General features: G+C 35.2%; 18 protein-coding genes and 2 tRNA genes. 12 read left to right on the top strand and 8 right to left on the bottom strand.

The window, feature by feature from the left end:
• Positions 1-15 precede the first annotated feature (15 nt).
• From tnpC to WKH12_RS01380, 8 genes are all read right to left on the bottom strand, one after another.
• The gene (gene tnpC / locus WKH12_RS01415; RefSeq protein WP_434732115.1) at positions 16-1371 is read right to left on the bottom strand and encodes an IS66 family transposase; all 1356 of its coding nucleotides are present in this window, start codon (positions 1369-1371) and stop codon (positions 16-18) included.
• 227 nt (positions 1372-1598) lie between these two features.
• Positions 1599-2018 (bottom strand): YqaA family protein, encoded by a 420-nt coding sequence (locus WKH12_RS01410; protein ID WP_096560637.1) that lies wholly within the window; start codon positions 2016-2018, stop codon positions 1599-1601.
• Between the two features lie 6 nt (positions 2019-2024).
• The gene (cysS, locus tag WKH12_RS01405) at positions 2025-3398 is read right to left on the bottom strand and encodes a cysteine--tRNA ligase (protein ID WP_341822798.1); all 1374 of its coding nucleotides are present in this window, start codon (positions 3396-3398) and stop codon (positions 2025-2027) included.
• A complete protein-coding gene (locus WKH12_RS01400) occupies positions 3391-4047 on the bottom strand; it encodes an exopolysaccharide biosynthesis protein (protein ID WP_341822799.1) in 657 nt (218 codons plus the stop codon). The genes cysS and WKH12_RS01400 overlap by 8 nt, the downstream gene beginning before the upstream one ends.
• A gap of 90 nt (positions 4048-4137) precedes the next feature.
• Entirely contained in the window at positions 4138-4794 is a 657-nt protein-coding gene (locus WKH12_RS01395; protein ID WP_264735898.1) for an exopolysaccharide biosynthesis protein, read from the bottom strand.
• A 226-nt stretch (positions 4795-5020) separates the two neighbouring features.
• Entirely contained in the window at positions 5021-6115 is a 1095-nt protein-coding gene (locus WKH12_RS01390) for a hypothetical protein (protein ID WP_434732456.1), read from the bottom strand.
• A gap of 289 nt (positions 6116-6404) precedes the next feature.
• Positions 6405-6572, bottom strand: a complete 168-nt coding sequence (tatA, locus tag WKH12_RS01385) for a twin-arginine translocase TatA (protein WP_006013840.1) — start codon at positions 6570-6572, stop codon at positions 6405-6407.
• Positions 6573-6745: 173 nt separating this feature from the next.
• Positions 6746-7474, bottom strand: a complete 729-nt coding sequence (locus WKH12_RS01380) for an ABC transporter ATP-binding protein (RefSeq protein ID WP_253309408.1) — start codon at positions 7472-7474, stop codon at positions 6746-6748.
• 148 nt (positions 7475-7622) lie between these two features.
• Here WKH12_RS01380 and WKH12_RS01375 point away from each other — a divergent pair.
• From WKH12_RS01375 to rplL, 12 genes are all read left to right on the top strand, one after another.
• A tRNA-Arg gene (locus WKH12_RS01375) sits at positions 7623-7699 on the top strand.
• A 774-nt stretch (positions 7700-8473) separates the two neighbouring features.
• Complete coding sequence (gene rpsL, locus WKH12_RS01370; RefSeq protein WP_006279787.1) at positions 8474-8848, top strand: 30S ribosomal protein S12; 375 nt, start codon at positions 8474-8476, stop codon at positions 8846-8848.
• 5 nt (positions 8849-8853) lie between these two features.
• Positions 8854-9333 carry a 30S ribosomal protein S7 gene (gene rpsG, locus WKH12_RS01365; RefSeq protein WP_434732455.1) on the top strand — a complete coding sequence of 160 codons (480 nt, stop codon included), beginning with the start codon at positions 8854-8856 and terminating at the stop codon, positions 9331-9333.
• A 21-nt stretch (positions 9334-9354) separates the two neighbouring features.
• A complete protein-coding gene (gene fusA / locus WKH12_RS01360; protein WP_434732454.1) occupies positions 9355-11427 on the top strand; it encodes an elongation factor G in 2073 nt (690 codons plus the stop codon).
• A gap of 11 nt (positions 11428-11438) precedes the next feature.
• Positions 11439-12611 carry an elongation factor Tu gene (tuf, locus tag WKH12_RS01355; RefSeq protein ID WP_434732453.1) on the top strand — a complete coding sequence of 391 codons (1173 nt, stop codon included), beginning with the start codon at positions 11439-11441 and terminating at the stop codon, positions 12609-12611.
• Between the two features lie 13 nt (positions 12612-12624).
• Positions 12625-12697 (top strand) — tRNA-Trp (locus WKH12_RS01350).
• 19 nt (positions 12698-12716) lie between these two features.
• Positions 12717-12917, top strand: coding sequence for a preprotein translocase subunit SecE (gene secE / locus WKH12_RS01345; protein WP_205517846.1), 201 nt, complete (start codon positions 12717-12719; stop codon positions 12915-12917).
• Positions 12907-13743, top strand: coding sequence for a transcription termination/antitermination protein NusG (nusG, locus tag WKH12_RS01340; protein ID WP_434732677.1), 837 nt, complete (start codon positions 12907-12909; stop codon positions 13741-13743). The genes secE and nusG overlap by 11 nt, the downstream gene beginning before the upstream one ends.
• Positions 13744-13745: 2 nt before the next feature.
• Entirely contained in the window at positions 13746-14186 is a 441-nt protein-coding gene (locus tag WKH12_RS01335; RefSeq protein WP_253307298.1) for a 50S ribosomal protein L11, read from the top strand.
• Between the two features lie 4 nt (positions 14187-14190).
• On the top strand, positions 14191-14844 hold the full coding sequence (rplA, locus tag WKH12_RS01330) for a 50S ribosomal protein L1 (protein ID WP_182183217.1): 654 nt from the start codon (positions 14191-14193) through the stop codon (positions 14842-14844).
• A 12-nt stretch (positions 14845-14856) separates the two neighbouring features.
• Positions 14857-15375 (top strand): 50S ribosomal protein L10, encoded by a 519-nt coding sequence (gene rplJ / locus WKH12_RS01325; protein ID WP_253307300.1) that lies wholly within the window; start codon positions 14857-14859, stop codon positions 15373-15375.
• Between the two features lie 26 nt (positions 15376-15401).
• Complete coding sequence (gene rplL / locus WKH12_RS01320) at positions 15402-15803, top strand: 50S ribosomal protein L7/L12 (protein WP_434732452.1); 402 nt, start codon at positions 15402-15404, stop codon at positions 15801-15803.
• The last annotated feature ends 45 nt before the right edge of the window (positions 15804-15848 follow it).

Raw genomic sequence — 15848 nt, 5'->3', positions numbered from 1 at the left:
GAATGAATTAAAGAACTAAGCAGTGACAGCTACTAGATTCTGTAGCTTTTGAAAGGGGTTCTGGCCATTGAGACGTGATGTCAAAAATATCGACAACATTCTTTCCACGAATCTTTCTCCACGTTCTGACCAGGTGAAAAAGCTGTTTTTACGATAAATTACGTACCGTCTAATTTGCCGTTCTGCAAGGTTATTAGTTGTTTCTATCACTTCAGGTTTTCTTAAAAACTTCCACATCATATCCTCAGATCGTAACATCTTAGCGGCCATTCTTGAAGCTTGAGTGCTATTTGCAACCCTCGTCATTTTACGTAAAAAATGTTTTACCCTTTTCCGAATTTTTCGCACCAGTCGATAAAATCTCAAATTATCTATCAAATTTTGTTTTTTTGCCTTATCTACTACAAACACCTTATTGCTGAGCGATTTTAGTGCTTGGCCAATTTTGCTCACTTCAACATTTTTACTATGGGCAAATCTCTCAAAATCTCTTGCCAGATGTGCCCAACATATCTGTCTATTTTCATGATTGAAGTAATTGTATACAGCGTATCTATCGCTCACAAATATACCATCATATTCTGGCAGTAAACTCTTCAACACCTTCTTACCACGAGACTCGCTTACCTTCAGAAGTGTCAACGCTTTGTTTGTTATTACCCAACTCCAGCCTCTCTTTCCTTGATTTCTGTGCCCTGTTTCGTCTATATGCAAATACTCGCTTCCTTGCAACTCTTCCTTCATTTTCTCATATTCAGATGCACACTTCTTCGATACCCTGCGTTCAGTATTTGAGACTAAACCAAGGCTTATATTTAGATTAAAAATACTGCCCAAAATTTGCTGTACCTCTCTTTTTGAGTTAATAAAAAAGCCGCTAAGGCTGCTTATAACTGTTTTAGCATTGGGTCCTAGAAAATCTCTTGCAACACCTTCGGGTAAATTTGCTGTAATTCTTTTATTACATACTCTACAATGTCCTCTTTGCAACCTGTACTCAGTTACAATTGGCTTAATTTCTGGCAACTCTGCCTTCTGATGAATAATTTCATCTTCTAAAGTAATCTTACCTCCACACATACAAATTGTATCAATTGTGCATCTCACTACCTCGTCTGCAGCCATTAATTCACGCTTATGCACCTTATGTCCTGGCTGACCTCCTGGTTTTTTATCACTTTTCTTTTTTGCTTTCTTACGATATATATCTCGTGATGGTGGCAGCGATGAATTTTGCGAATTTAAGCCCAATTTGTCTTCTAATTCAACTATTTTTGCTTTCAAGCTATCATTTTCTCTGATCAGTGCTTTTATTTCTTCCTTGAGATTAGCGTTTTCTGCTACAACCTTTTCTTGCAGCACTGTTGTCATTTACCCATTCCATATTTAGCTTCCTATCTCTTTACACTTTTATACTTACTTTGTAAACCACCTTATCTCCGTGAACGGTTACTAAATATAATCACCAAGAACTTGTAGAATTGCTTTTAGCTCATGGTGCATCCTATTACTAGAAATTTGCATTTAATTTATAGCTCCGCTTCTATCAGGGCATAGGATGACAGAAGTGGGCTTTAATAGCTGTAATACTATAGCTGTTATACTCCAAAAGTAAGTATTAGATATAACAAATAGAAGAAATTAGATAGAATGATTAAAGGGGCAAGGATATAAAGGTTTAACTTGAAATAACCTGATAAAATTTGAATCACACTTCCAAGTGCTGGCACCCATGAAAGTAATAAAGTTGCAAAAATTAGCAAATTTTTTGTAACTTTTGGCATTGTATATTCGTTTTCTAATTTGTGGTATGATTTTCGTATAGAGATTGTTATTCTACCTAAGTACCAATTAACTATTCCACCAAGGCTTGATCCTAGTACTCCAAAAAATAACATAAGTAGTAGATTGTGATGTGATCTAAAGTACAGCATAGCTTCAAACATAAAGCCTTGGTGTATAGGCAAGATTAACGATGATAATAGGCTATCTTTAAACAGCAGAAAGTAATCTTCCATATAAGTTTACCAAGTTGTTGTACCATCTTCATTGTCAGAAATTGTAACCCCCATTTGTTTCAACTGATCCCTTATTTTGTCTGCAGTATCGTAATTTTTATTTTTTTTTGCAATTTTTCTTAAGTCTATCAACCTTTCTATTTCTTGATGATTTACATCCACAGCAAACCACTCTTGATAACTTGACTCAAGAAGACCAATAAATCTGGCACTCTTAACAAAACTCTCAGTTAATTTAAGCTTTTCACTTTCATTACTCATTTTGTTGATTTTTGCAGCCATTTCATGCAGTATAGCTAGAGCTTCAGGAATGTTTAAGTCGTTTTTTAAAGCGTCTATAAAATCTTTAGAAATCTCTGCGTTACTTTCATCAATATTCGTTGTATCTAAGCCACGTAATAACCGATAAAATTTATTTAAGGTTTCCTGTGCATCAGAAATAACGTTTTCTGTCCAATCAAGTGGTTTTCTGTAGTGAGTTTTGAGCAGTGCATAGCGTATTACTTCACCCTTTATTCCACTATCTAGCAAATCTCTTACTTTGACTATATTAAATAAGGACTTGCTCATTTTTTCTTCATTTACTGTAAGAAAGCCGTTATGTATCCAGTATTTTGCAAACATTGATCCAGCAAATGCAGACTTACTCTGTGCAATTTCATTTTCATGGTGAGGAAATTGTAAATCTATGCCGCCACCATGAATATCAAAATCTTTGCCAAGATAAGCATATGACATTGCTGAGCATTCTATATGCCATCCAGGCCTGCCCTCTCCCCATGGGCTATCCCAATAACTTGAAAGTTTGTAGTCAATATCACTTGCAGGCTTCCACAGTACAAAATCTCCAGGGTGCTTTTTATTTTCATTAACTTCAACTCTGCTACCTGGAACCAATTCATCAGTTTTTTTTCCTGATAAAGCACCATATTCATGGTAAGATTCTATATTAAAATACACGTGTTTGTCAGACTCGTAAGCGTGGCCTGATTGCAGTAAATGTTCAATTAATTCTATAATATAATCTACGTTTTCCGTTGCTTTTGGCTCGTGTGTTGGCTCTTTACAATTTATGCTTTCCATATCATCATGAAAAGCTTTAATGTAATATGTGGTTATACTTTCTATGTTGCTATTTTTCTCACTTGCTGCATTGATTATCTTATCATCAATGTCGGTTATGTTACGCACATAGGTAACTTTGCCATAACAAAACTTAAGTAGCTGAAATAACACATCATACACAACAACAGACCGTGCATTGCCTATATGTGCTGTGTCATATACTGTTGGTCCGCAAACATACATTTTCACATGATCTTTATCGATTGGTGTAAAAAGTTCCTTTTTTTTTGTTAAGGTGTTGTAAAGCCTAACCATATACGAAGCTTTTGAGAAAAGAAAATGCCCCAATGATAAGTTGTGGCCCTTTGACTACTACAACAAGAGTAAGCAATAGTCCGCACAATGATATTAAAACTCCCAATATGGATAGAAACCCATCTTTACTCATAATACCAAGTGAAATAAGAGTCGTACCAATTGCAGGAATAAAGTTGGTAAGAGGTAATGGAAGAGCTATTGATAATGCACAAAGCAACATTACAAAAGCTAAAATTTTTTCGCCAGGCCCATAGAAAATAAAAGACATTCTTGGTTTCATGAACTTTTCTATTTTTTTTAATGCTGGAGAAGTTTTCTCCACCACAAGAGCTAGTGTTGAACGCTGAAAAGATCTTCTTTCTAGCCAACTGGGCATCCAAGGAGAATCAAATCCAAATAGAAGCTGCAGTGAGAATAAGATTAAAGGTATAGAAAGAATAGTTGTATAACCAGGTGGAACCGGTATAGGCACCGATAGTGGCAAGGAGAAGATGATTATTAAAATACCAAAACCGCGCTCATGCAAAGCTGTTTTAATATCGAACAAAGTTACTTTATCGCTATCATTGTTATTGGTATCTGCAACCTCTTTTAGAATATCAGAAGCTAGTTTATCACTTTTAGTCAACTTATCATTTTGTGACACGAAAAACCCTTGATAAAAGTAATTCTTAACACAATTATTGTTTTATTTCAATATGCATTATTCATTTCGCGCTAGTACTTCATTCTTTTGTTAAAGTGTTGTAAAGCTTTTAAGAAGAGAAAGTGCTCCGGTTATAAGTTGTGGTCCTTTGACTATTACAACAAGAGTAAGCAACAACGCACACAATGACACTAAAACTCCCAATATGGATAGAAACCCGTCTTTACTCATAATACCAAGTGAAATAAGAGTTGTGCCAATTGCAGGAAGGAAGTGAGTAAAAGGTAATGGAAGAGCTATTATTATTGCACAAAGCAACATCATAAAAGCCAGAATCTTCTCACCAGGCCCATAGAAAATGAAAGATAGTCTTGGCTTCATGAATTTTTCTATTTTTTCTAATACAGGGGAAGTTTTCTCTACCACAAGAGCTAGTGTTGAACGCTGAAAAGACCTTCTTTCTAGCCAACTGGGCATCCAAGGAGAATCAAATCCAAATAGAAGCTGCAGTGAGAATAAGATTAAAGGTATAGAAAGAATAGTTGTATAACCAGGTGGAACCGGTATAGGCACCGATAGTGGCAAGGAGAAGATGATTATTAAAATACCAAAACCGCGCTCATGCAAAGCCGTTTTAATATCGAACAAAGTTACTTTATCGCTATCATTGTTATTGGTATCTGCAACCTCTTTTAGAATATCAGAAGCTAGTTTTTTATCTTTAGTTAGTTTCTCACTTTTTTGCACAATTATCCTTTAATCAAACTATTCCTTTTAAACTAACGTAATTATTGCTGTATTTCAATATACATTTATTATTGTTAATTGTTAGAGTTAAAGTACAATCGTAATTTTGTCATTATACTTGCAGTTGGTGCAAATGAAGTTGTTTGTTACAGCATCAATGCAATACAGTTTTCCCTTGCGTGTTTTTTGGGTTACACGCAAGGGTTAAACTACCTATAAAAAAAAGTTATAGTATATCATTAGTATCTGACTGTGAATAATGACTTTCGTCACTTAATGGATCAGAATACAATGAACTCTGTGATAATTCGATAGATTCACTTTCTTCTTCTGTGCCCCATATCCATGATATAAAACTTCTAAAAATAGATGCAATAGATGAAAATACACCAGGTTCACTCGTTTGTGTAGATTGACTTTCTTCTGTATTGTCATCTAGCTTGGTGGTTTCTTTTTGCACTTCTCTTTTTTCTCTATAGAGTTCTTTGTTATTATATAGTGTATCTCCTTCTGTTTCCTCTTCCTCCACTATATTTGTTTTTTTATCATCTTCATTGCTTTCTCTAAGCTCTAATGCCTTGTTATGAGCTGGATTTTCATATTCTTCAGTTTTATATTCTTTTGTCTGTCCACTATCTATATCTTTTTTATTTTCTTCTTCTACTTGATTCCCGATTAAATTTCCAACTAATTCAGGGTCTAATGAATTCTTCATATTTGTTAATAGCTCATTTTGGAACACATGGCCCAGCTCATGACCTAAAACAAAGTCCATACCGGCAAATTTGTATACTACTATCGCTTTACCATCAGTTGCACCATAAGCATTATCTGCGTCAATGCCAGCTAATTCATTATATTTCTGGTAATCATTCTTGTTGTTAAAAACATTAACTTCTAAATTTAAAGTTGTTTCAGGTTTGTTTACATCAAACAATTTTTTAAAATTTTCATAAGCAACATAAATGTCCTTTTGAATTTGGAATTTCTCTTGTGATGACATGTCATCATACCTTATATTATATTTTATACCTTCATCTTGGAATGAAAATACTTTTGGTAATACTTCCTCTATAGTTTCTGGTGCTTTGTCAAAGATCTTTGACTCTGAAGGCTTATATATCTTATTAAAGAATTTTGGTATACATTGTTCTCTAATGTTATATATATGATTCCCATCCATATCACGAACTTCATAATTGTATACAGGATTTGAGTTATTTTTGATTAATTGAAACTTTTGTCCATTAGTGTTAATACCTATTTTACCATTATAATCTTCAGAATAGTTTTTGTATTGTTGATTGTTATTTTTACTCATTTTCGTACCTCACTATTTAAATAAATTTACTCTTACATTATCAGTATAGTATGTATAAAAATTTATTAATAATAATGATTGTATTTTTAAATTTTCACTACAAGACTTGTTTGTATGCTATATAAAGTGACCGCGAAAATTTCTATAAAGCATTTTAACAATATTAGAAAAATTATGAATTCAGAGGAAGGTGAAGCAGACGCAACAGCTTAAGCGGAAAGATTGAAAAATAATTGATGCTTTAAGTGAGTAACACGCACCTTAGTGCGTGTCACGAAGTATGAGGACGCTAACGATCTGGTTCATTAGACGATAATTTTTCTGAGTCCTTAAGCTCCTGTTTAAGGTTTTTGATGCCTTTTCCTAAATCACCCATAACTTGCGGTAATCTGCCTGCACCAAACAGAACTAAAATTATTATTAAGACTAGAAACAATTGCCATGGTCCTAAACTCATTTTCACCTCCATTTAAAATATTGACCTTTAAATATTAAAACTTGACTGAAGTCAAGTAACACATAGATTATATCACCTTTATTTAATTATAAATCAAGGTTTTTTAATTATTTTATAACAATTCCAAACTAGATTGTTTTCTTGCAGCGAATAAGTGGAAACTTTTCGCTTAACTATAGAGTAGAGGAGAGCTCACTAAAAAACTTTGCTAGCGTATCATCTTTAGGCCTATGGTATATATCGCTAGAAACTCCTGATTGAATAATTTTACCATTTTTCATTACGTAGATAAAATCTGCAACTTTCAATGCTTCTTGCGGGTCATGAGTTACCATTAGCACAGGGATATTTTTACTTCTAAAAAGGGACAATATATGTTGTCTTATTCGGCACTTGAGCAGTATATCCAAATTAGAAAATGGTTCATCTAACAACACAACATCAGGGTTTTGTGCCATCACTCTTGCTATTGCAACTAATTGTTGCTGTCCTCCAGATAAGGCGTTAGGGTACATATTTTCATATTTTTCTATATTGAGTAACTTCAAGATTTCCAATGCAATTAGGTGCTTTTCTCTCTTGGAAGAGCTGCGGATAGCAAAGGTTATATTTTCTACTACTGTTTTGTGAGGAAATAATGCAGAATGCTGAAAAATCAATCCGATATTTCTATGCTCTATAGCGACTGATGCCTTATTGCTTGCAACTAACCTATCATTTATAAAAATAGTTCCAGATTTTGGATTTTCTATCCCTGCAATTAATTTCAAAATTGTTGACTTGCCACAGCCAGAATGCCCCAATAAACATGCAACACTTCCTTTTTTTACTTTAATGTTTATATTGCTTAAAGCAAAGTCGTCTTGATTGTTATAGAAATAACCAATGTTGTTAACTAGCATTAATCTTACTTAAACCATGTTATTAAATATAATAGCATTATACTCAAGAAGTACAGAAATGTTTCTTGTCGTCATAAATTGGTTATGCAAGAAATCTAGAAAAGAGAAGGATTTTTTGCTATAACTTTACATAAATGGTAGGAAACACGGGACTATAGCTCAGCAGGATAGAGCGTTGGACTCCTAATCCGAAGGTCGTGCGTTCGAATCGCACTAGTCCCACCACATTGCTTCACAAATTTCATGGAGATTTTTTTTCACAAATACACACACCTATTCCAGTGTCAAGCACTGGAATGACAAGTTCTTGGCAACCCCTACGTCATACCGCCGCGGTATCTCTTAGCATAGATCCCGCTAACAAGCAGCGGGATGACGAGGTTATCGTCATGCCACCGCGAACCGTCATACCGCCACGAACCGTCATACCGCGATTCATTCGCGGTATCTCTTAGCCGCTAACACGTAGCGGGATACTTGACCTTTACAGGGATGACGGTTGTCGTTTAGTTATAAATATTTAAGAAATTTACCAAATAAAAAAAAAGGCAAGAGAAGCCCCGAGTAGCGAGTTTTGACTCTATATTACTGTAAGTGGCGCTGTAATAATGTGCTAACGCTTAAAATAAGCGCGATTTGGCTGAATGTAGAAAAAATAAAAAAGACATGCAGCCGCTATAATTTTATGTAATCCGCCAAAAAATACCCTAAGTTTTTTACTGAATTTTGTCATTGAGCCTGCAGGTCAAAAATAAGTTTTGAGTCATAAATACCCTTATTGTCATAATAAGGGGGCTGGCGGAGTTTGTCAAGGAAGTTTTTCGTTTCTACTGAATGACAATTGTGGCTTGGGAGGTAGTGCAAGAAGTCTACTGATGGCTTTCAAAGCAGTTGAGCTTAATTATTAGAGTAGTAATGTTTATTTTTATATTGACTATTGAGGTTTATTATTTTATAACTAAAAACTTAGTTATTTTAATGAGCTTGAATTTATAACATATGCCTACGATAAATCAATTAATACGTAAGGGTAGATTAGGATTGACCCATAAGAAAAAGGTACCAGCTTTGGGAGAAAGCAACCCTCAAAGGAGGGGTGTTTGCACTAAGGTGTATACTACAACTCCTAGGAAGCCTAACTCAGCACTCCGTAAAGTAGCCAGAGTAAAAATTAGTGGGTATGGTGAAGTGACAGCTTATATACCTGGTGAAGGTCATAATTTACAAGAGCATTCTGTTGTTTTGATACGTGGTGGGCGGGTTAAAGATTTGCCAGGTGTGCGTTATCACATAATAAGAGGTGCCCTTGATCTGCGTGGCGTGCAAAATCGAAAGAAAGCTCGTTCAAAATATGGTGTAAAGAAATCTGGTTAAAATTTATGGCTCGTCGGAATAAAGCAAAAAAAAGAGAAATAAGTCCTGATTCGCGTTATGGCAGTGTTTTGCTGATGCGTTTCATTAATACAATCATGAAATGTGGTAAAAAATCTACTGCAGAAAAGATTATCTATTACGCTTTGTCTTTAGCTGAAAAGAAAATAGGCGAAGGTGGGTTATCAATTTTTGAAACAGCGGTAGGAAATGTTACTCCTTCTATAGAAGTGCGTTCTCGACGCATTGGTGGTGCAACTTATCAAGTGCCTGTTGAAGTTCGACAAGATAGAGCGATTTCTTTAGCGTTAAGGTGGATTGCTAAAGCAACTTCTGCTGCTCGAAAAAAGAGTGGAAAAACCACTGTTGATTGTTTGCAATCTGAAATACTGGATGCTTATAATAAACGCGGTGGTGCGTTTAAGATGTGCGAAGAAAAATATAAAATGGCTGAGGCTAATAAGGCATTTTCTCATCTTCGTTTTTAATGTTAGCTAATTAATTGTGATATGCAAATTGGGATATCTAAATACAGAAATATAGGAATAATGGCTCACATAGATGCTGGTAAGACTACCACAACAGAGCGTATTTTATTTTATACTGGTAAGCAAAATAGAATTGGTGAAGTGCACGATGGGGCAGCTTCTATGGATTGGATGGAGCAGGAAAAAGAGCGTGGTATTACAATCACATCTGCTGCAACAACATGTTTTTGGAATGATCATAGGGTCAATATAATAGACACTCCAGGTCACGTTGATTTCACTATTGAAGTTGAGAGATCTTTAAGGGTTTTGGATGGTGCAGTTGCTGTATTTGATGGAGTTGCTGGAGTTGAACCTCAATCTGAAACAGTTTGGCGTCAAGCTGATAAATATAGCGTTCCTCGTATCTGCTTTGTTAATAAGATGGATAGAATAGGGGCAAATTTTTATCGATGTGTTGATATGATAAAGACGAAGCTTGGTGCAGCACCTTTAGTCATTCAGCTGCCAATAGGAAGTGAGAAAGATTTCAAAGGTATAATTGACCTTATTTCTATGAAAGCTATTATATGGCAAGAAGAAACGTTGGGTGCTAAATTTTCTTATGAAGATATTCCTTCTGATTTGCTTGACAAGGCTCAAGAATATCGAAATCTTTTATTAGATGCTGCAGCTGAGATGGATGATGAAGCGATGAATACTTACTTTGAGTCTAATGATCTGCCAGTAGATTTACTGAAAAAATGCGTGAGAAATGGAACCATCAAAGGAAAATTTGTTCCTGTATTATGTGGATCAGCTTTTAAAAATAAAGGCGTACAACCACTTTTAGATGGTGTGGTTGACTTTTTACCTTCTCCTATTGATGTTGATGTAATTGTTGGAACTGATCCTAAAGATTCAGAAAAGAAAATTGAGATCAAACCTTCAGAAAAAGAGAAATTCGTTGCTCTTGCGTTTAAAGTGATGACGGATAAGTTTGTAGGCAGCTTGACGTTTATTCGTATTTATTCCGGTAAGTTAAAATCCAAATCCGCTGTGTTAAATGCGGGAAAAAATGAGACTGAAGGAATTGGCAGAATGCTGCTTATGCATGCAAATAACAGAGAAGATATAAACGAAGCTAAAGTTGGCGATATAGTTGCCTTAGTTGGATTAAAGAGAACAATTACTGGTGACACTTTATGTTCACCTGATTTTCCTATATTATTAGAGCGTATGGAATTTCCTGAGCCTGTTATTGAAATTGCTGTGGAACCTAAAACTACTTCAGATCAGGAAAAATTAGGTGTTGCTTTAAATAGATTGGTTGCAGAAGATCCTTCTTTAAGAATGTCAGTAAATGCGGAGAGTGGACAGACTATATTGAAAGGCATGGGTGAGCTGCATCTTGAGATTATTGTTGATAGAATGAAGCGCGAGTTTAACGTTGAAGCTAACGTCGGTGCGCCTCAAGTTGCATATCGTGAAACTATCACTAAATCTGTTGAAATTGATTATACTCATAAAAAACAGTCCGGCGGTGCTGGCCAATTTGCAAAAGTAAAGATTATATTTGAACCTCTTGAGCCTGGTTCTGGGTTTCAATTTGAAAGTAAAATTGTAGGTGGTGCAATTCCAAAAGAATATATTCCTGGTGTACAAAATGGTTTAGAGTTGATAAAAGAAGGAGGCATGATCTCTGGTTTTCCGGTTATTGATTTTAAGGCTACCCTTATTGATGGTGCTTTCCATGAAGTTGATTCTAGTCCTTTAGCTTTTGAACTTGCTGCTAAAGGTGCTTTTAAAGAGATGGCAAACAAAGCTGGTCCAAAAATGTTAGAACCTATAATGAAAGTTGAAATCATTACGCCTGAAGAGTATATGGGCGATATCATGGGCGATGTAAATAGCAGAAGGGGGCAAGTTTCAAGTATGGAAACGCATAATAGTAGCACTATAATTCTTGCTTTCGTACCTCTTGCGAATATGTTTGGTTATATAAATGTTTTGCGTTCTATATCTCAGGGAAGAGCTCAGTATAGTATGCATTTTTCTTATTATGAACAAGTACCACAATATGTGGTTGATGAGTTAAAGTTAAAGTATAATTAAGGGTAATAATTATGACAGCAGTAGTGGAAGCATTTGGAAAGCCGCATGTAAATGTGGGAACAATAGGACATGTGGATCATGGGAAGACAACGTTAACAGCGGCGATAACAAAGCATTATGGAAATTTTGTAGCGTACGATCAGATAGATAAGGCGCCAGAAGAAAGGAAAAGGGGGATAACGATAGCAACAGCGCATGTTGAGTATCAGACGGAAAAAAGGCATTATGCACACGTTGATTGTCCTGGACATGCTGACTATGTAAAGAACATGATAGTAGGTGCAGCACAGATGGATGCGGCGATATTGGTAGTGTCGGGGGTTGATGGGCCAATGCCACAAACGAGAGAGCATATATTGCTAGCGAAGCAGGTAGGTGTTGGATATATCGTGGTGTATATAAATAAAGCTGATGTTGCTGATGCTGATATGATAGATTTGGTAGAAATGGAAGTGAGGGAATTGCTGAATAAATACGGATTTCCAGGGGATGAAGTGCCTGTGGTAGTGGGGTCTGCATTGAAAGCGCTGGAGGATGACAGTAGCGAATATGGAAAGAAATCAATAGATAAATTGATGGAAAAGTTAGATGAGTATGTGGCAGTTCCACCAAGGCCTGTGGATTTACCATTTTTATTGCCAATCGAGGATGTATTTTCGATATCGGGGCGAGGAACGGTGGTAACAGGAAGGATAGAGAAGGGAGAGATAAAGACGGGAGAAGAGATAGAGATAATAGGTCTGAAAGCGACGCAAAAGACGATATGCACAGGTGTAGAAATGTTTAAGAAGTTGCTGGATAAGGGGAGTGCAGGACTCAATGTAGGAATATTGTTAAGAGGAACAAAAAGAGAAGAAGTGGAGAGAGGGCAAGTATTAGCAAAACCGGGGACGATAACGCCGCATAGAAAGTTTAGGGCGGAGGTTTATATATTAAAGCAAGAGGAAGGAGGAAGGCATACACCATTTTTTGCGAATTACCAGCCACAGTTTTATTTAAGGACAACGGATGTAACTGGGAGCATAAAATTGCTAGATGGGAAGGAGATGGTAATGCCAGGAGATAATGTGAGTGTAGAAGTAGAATTGCAAGTACCGATAGCAATGGATAAGGGATTGCGTTTTGCGATAAGAGAAGGCGGTAGAACTGTTGGTTCTGGTGTTGTTTCTGAAATTTTGGAGTGAGAGTTTGAGTTATAGGAGTGTAGCTCAATTGGTAGAGCGCTGGTCTCCAAAACCAGAGGTTGTAGGTTCAATTCCTATCGCTCCTGCATTAATGTTGTGGTGAAAATGTTAAAAAGTTTGTGTGTTTTTTTCTATGATATAAAGCAAGAAATACGAAGAATTGCTTGGGTAAAGAAACAGGAGGTGTTGTCATCTCTATTTGTTGTGATGATTGTTATATTATGCTTTTCGATTTTCTTCTGTTTTGTGGATTTTATGTCTCTTTACGTAATTAAGGCTTTATTTGGAATTATTTATGGAATGTGAATATAAATGGTATATCATTAGAGTTGATTATGGATATGAGCAAAATATACGTGAATTGGTAAGTAATGCTGTTTATTTTAAGGAAGTGTTTATTCCTTATCAAACGGTATGTAATTCAAAGTCTGATATAAAAGAGTTATGTGAAGTGTATGTATATATGCATCTATGTGATGAAAGCAAAAATATTTTGAATCAAACGCCTGGATTCTGCAGTGGCGAATCTGGTGATTTTGAGATGATTTCAGATGATGAGATAAGTTTAAAGTGTAAAGAATTTAATAGATATAAATGGTATATTTTGAGAGTTGCTTCCAATTGTGAAGAGAAAGTGCGCCAACATATATTGGAAAATTCTATGAGATTGAGTGTTAATGGTCACTTTAAGGAAGTTTTTATTCCATATGAAGAGCTAAGTGAAGTAGAGTTGAAATCTAAGAAAATTGCTACACGAAGGAAATGCTTTCCTGGTTATGTCTTTTTATACGTGAATTTATGCGATGAAGTATTGAATTTTATCAATAATATACCAAAATCTCTTAAGGTTTATGGGTTTTTGAAAAATGGTAATATTCCAAAGGTGATTTTGGACGATGAGATTCACTCAATGTGTAATGCACTTTATAATGCTCAAGAGACAAAGAAGTTAGGTTATGGTTATGAAAAAGGTGAAAAAGTGAAAATTAATGATGGTCTTTTTCAAAATTTTACTGGTAAGGTAAATATGGTAAACGATGAGAAAAAAATTATTAATGTGGAAGTATCAATTTTAGGTAAGCCGACAATAATAGAGCTTGATCTGGCTCAAGTAGAGAAAATAGAGGATTAATTATGAGTGTTATAGTTGCTAAGATTAACTTACTTATGGAAGCTGGGAAAGCAATTCCAGGACCGAAAATTGCTTCAGTACTTGGTCCACGTGGTATACCTGTTCCTAAGTTTTGTGAAGCTTTTAATAAAGTTACTAGCGCTGCTAACGCTAATTATAAAGTAGGCGATTTAGTAACAGTGCGAATTTCCATAAAGGATGATCGCTCTCATGATTTTACTGTCAGCGGTCCACCTGTGGCTTATTTACTTAAGCAGGAGGCTAAATTAAGTAAAAGTTCTGGTAATCCTGGTAAAGAATTAGTGGCTAAATTACCTATGTCTGCTATAATTAAAGTGGCAAAGTGCAAGATGGTTGATATGAAAGTGGATAATGAAGATTCAGCAGTGAAAATGGTTGTAGGCACTGCAAAATCTATGGGTATAGAAGTTGTGGAAGGTTAGGTAAATGAATACATATAATGATAATCCTAAGCAGTGTTTGAAGAAGATTATTGAGTCTGCTTCAGCAAAATTTAATGAATCAGTTGATATTGCAGTCAATTTAGGCGTAGATTCACGTAAATCTGAAGAGCAGGTGCGTGGTACAGTAGTTTTGCCTAAAGGTATCGGGAAGAATATTAAAGTAGCTGTTTTCGCTCAAGATAAACATTTATTAGAAGCTGAAAAAGCTGGTGCTGATATTGCAGGAGGAGAGGATTTAGTTGAAGAAATAAAAAAGGGTAGAAAATTAGATGTTGATTGGTGCATTACTACTCCTGATTTTATGGCAAAAATCACTCCTATTGCAAAAGTATTGGGTGCTAAAGGGCTGATGCCTAACCCTAAATTTGGTACTGTGACTTCTAACATTGCAGAAGCTATTAAAACCATTAAGTCTGGTCAGATAAAATTTAGAACAGATAAAAATGGTGTTATTCATGGTAAATTAGGAAATATTAAATTTGATATTGATGACTTGCTAGAAAATTTAAAAGCCTTTCTTAAAGTAATTAAAGATAATAAACCTATTTCTGCGAAAGGAATTTACTTTAAGGGTGTTTTTTTAAATTCAACTATGGGTGAAGCTTATAAGATAAGCAAAGTGGAAGATATAATTTAAGGGAGTGATACCGTGAAGCGTAAAAATAAGGATGAATTTATACAGAGCACAATAAACGTATTTGTAAATAATGATTTCTTGATATTAGTAAATTTTAAATCTATAAATGCTAATGATTCATTAACTCTGAGGAATAGCCTGAAGTCTATAGCAGGTGGGGTATTAGTAGTTAAAAACACTCTAGCGCGCTTGGCTTTGGAAAGGACTGGTAAATTTTCTTATTTATCAGGCAAATTTTCTGGTTCTGTTGCTATTATATACTCTAGTGGCATAGTAGAAGCTGCAAAGTTAATAGTTGATTTTATTAATGCTAACAAAGAAAAAATGTCTGTGATTTGCGCGGCTCATATAAATGAATTGTTAACAGTGGAAGATGTTAATAAACTGGCTAAGTTGCCTTCTTTGGATGAGTTGCGTGTTAAAATTATGCGTTTAATATCTTATGATATTCCTGCTCGATTGGCGTTGTCTATTAATTCATCTTCTATGAGGCTTATGAGAGTTTTGGATTATTATAGTTCTAAAAAATAAATTTGTTGTTAAGTAAGGTGGTAATTATGAGTAATGTAACAAGTGATTTGGTTGATAAAATATTATCTTTAAACCTATTAGAGGCTTCTGAACTTGTAAAAGTTCTAGAAGAGAAAATAGGGTTGCCTGCTGGTTCTTTTCTTGGTGGGGCTGTTGGTACTGGGGCGCCTATTAGTGATAATGCTGCTGCTCCTGCTGCTCAAGAAAAAGCTGAGTATAAAGTTGTGATTAAAGAAATTGATGCGAGTAAAAAAATAGGAGTTATTAAAGCTGTGAGAGAAGTTAATTCTACATTGGGTTTAAAAGAAGCAAAAGAGTTGGTTGAATCTTTACCTAAAGATTTAACTGCTAATGTTCCTAAAGACGAAGCAGAAAAAATCAAGCAAAAACTTATTGAAGCAGGAGCAACTAAAGTGGAGCTTGAATAATATTTAATGTATTAATTTTATATTGATATAGCTCTTTTAATTAGT

Source organism: Wolbachia endosymbiont of Zygogramma bicolorata (genome assembly GCF_051130665.1).
In the GTDB taxonomy this organism is placed as follows: domain Bacteria; phylum Pseudomonadota; class Alphaproteobacteria; order Rickettsiales; family Anaplasmataceae; genus Wolbachia.
Note: the sequence above shows the minus strand (reverse complement) of the source record. Positions and strands in the feature narration are given on the sequence as shown.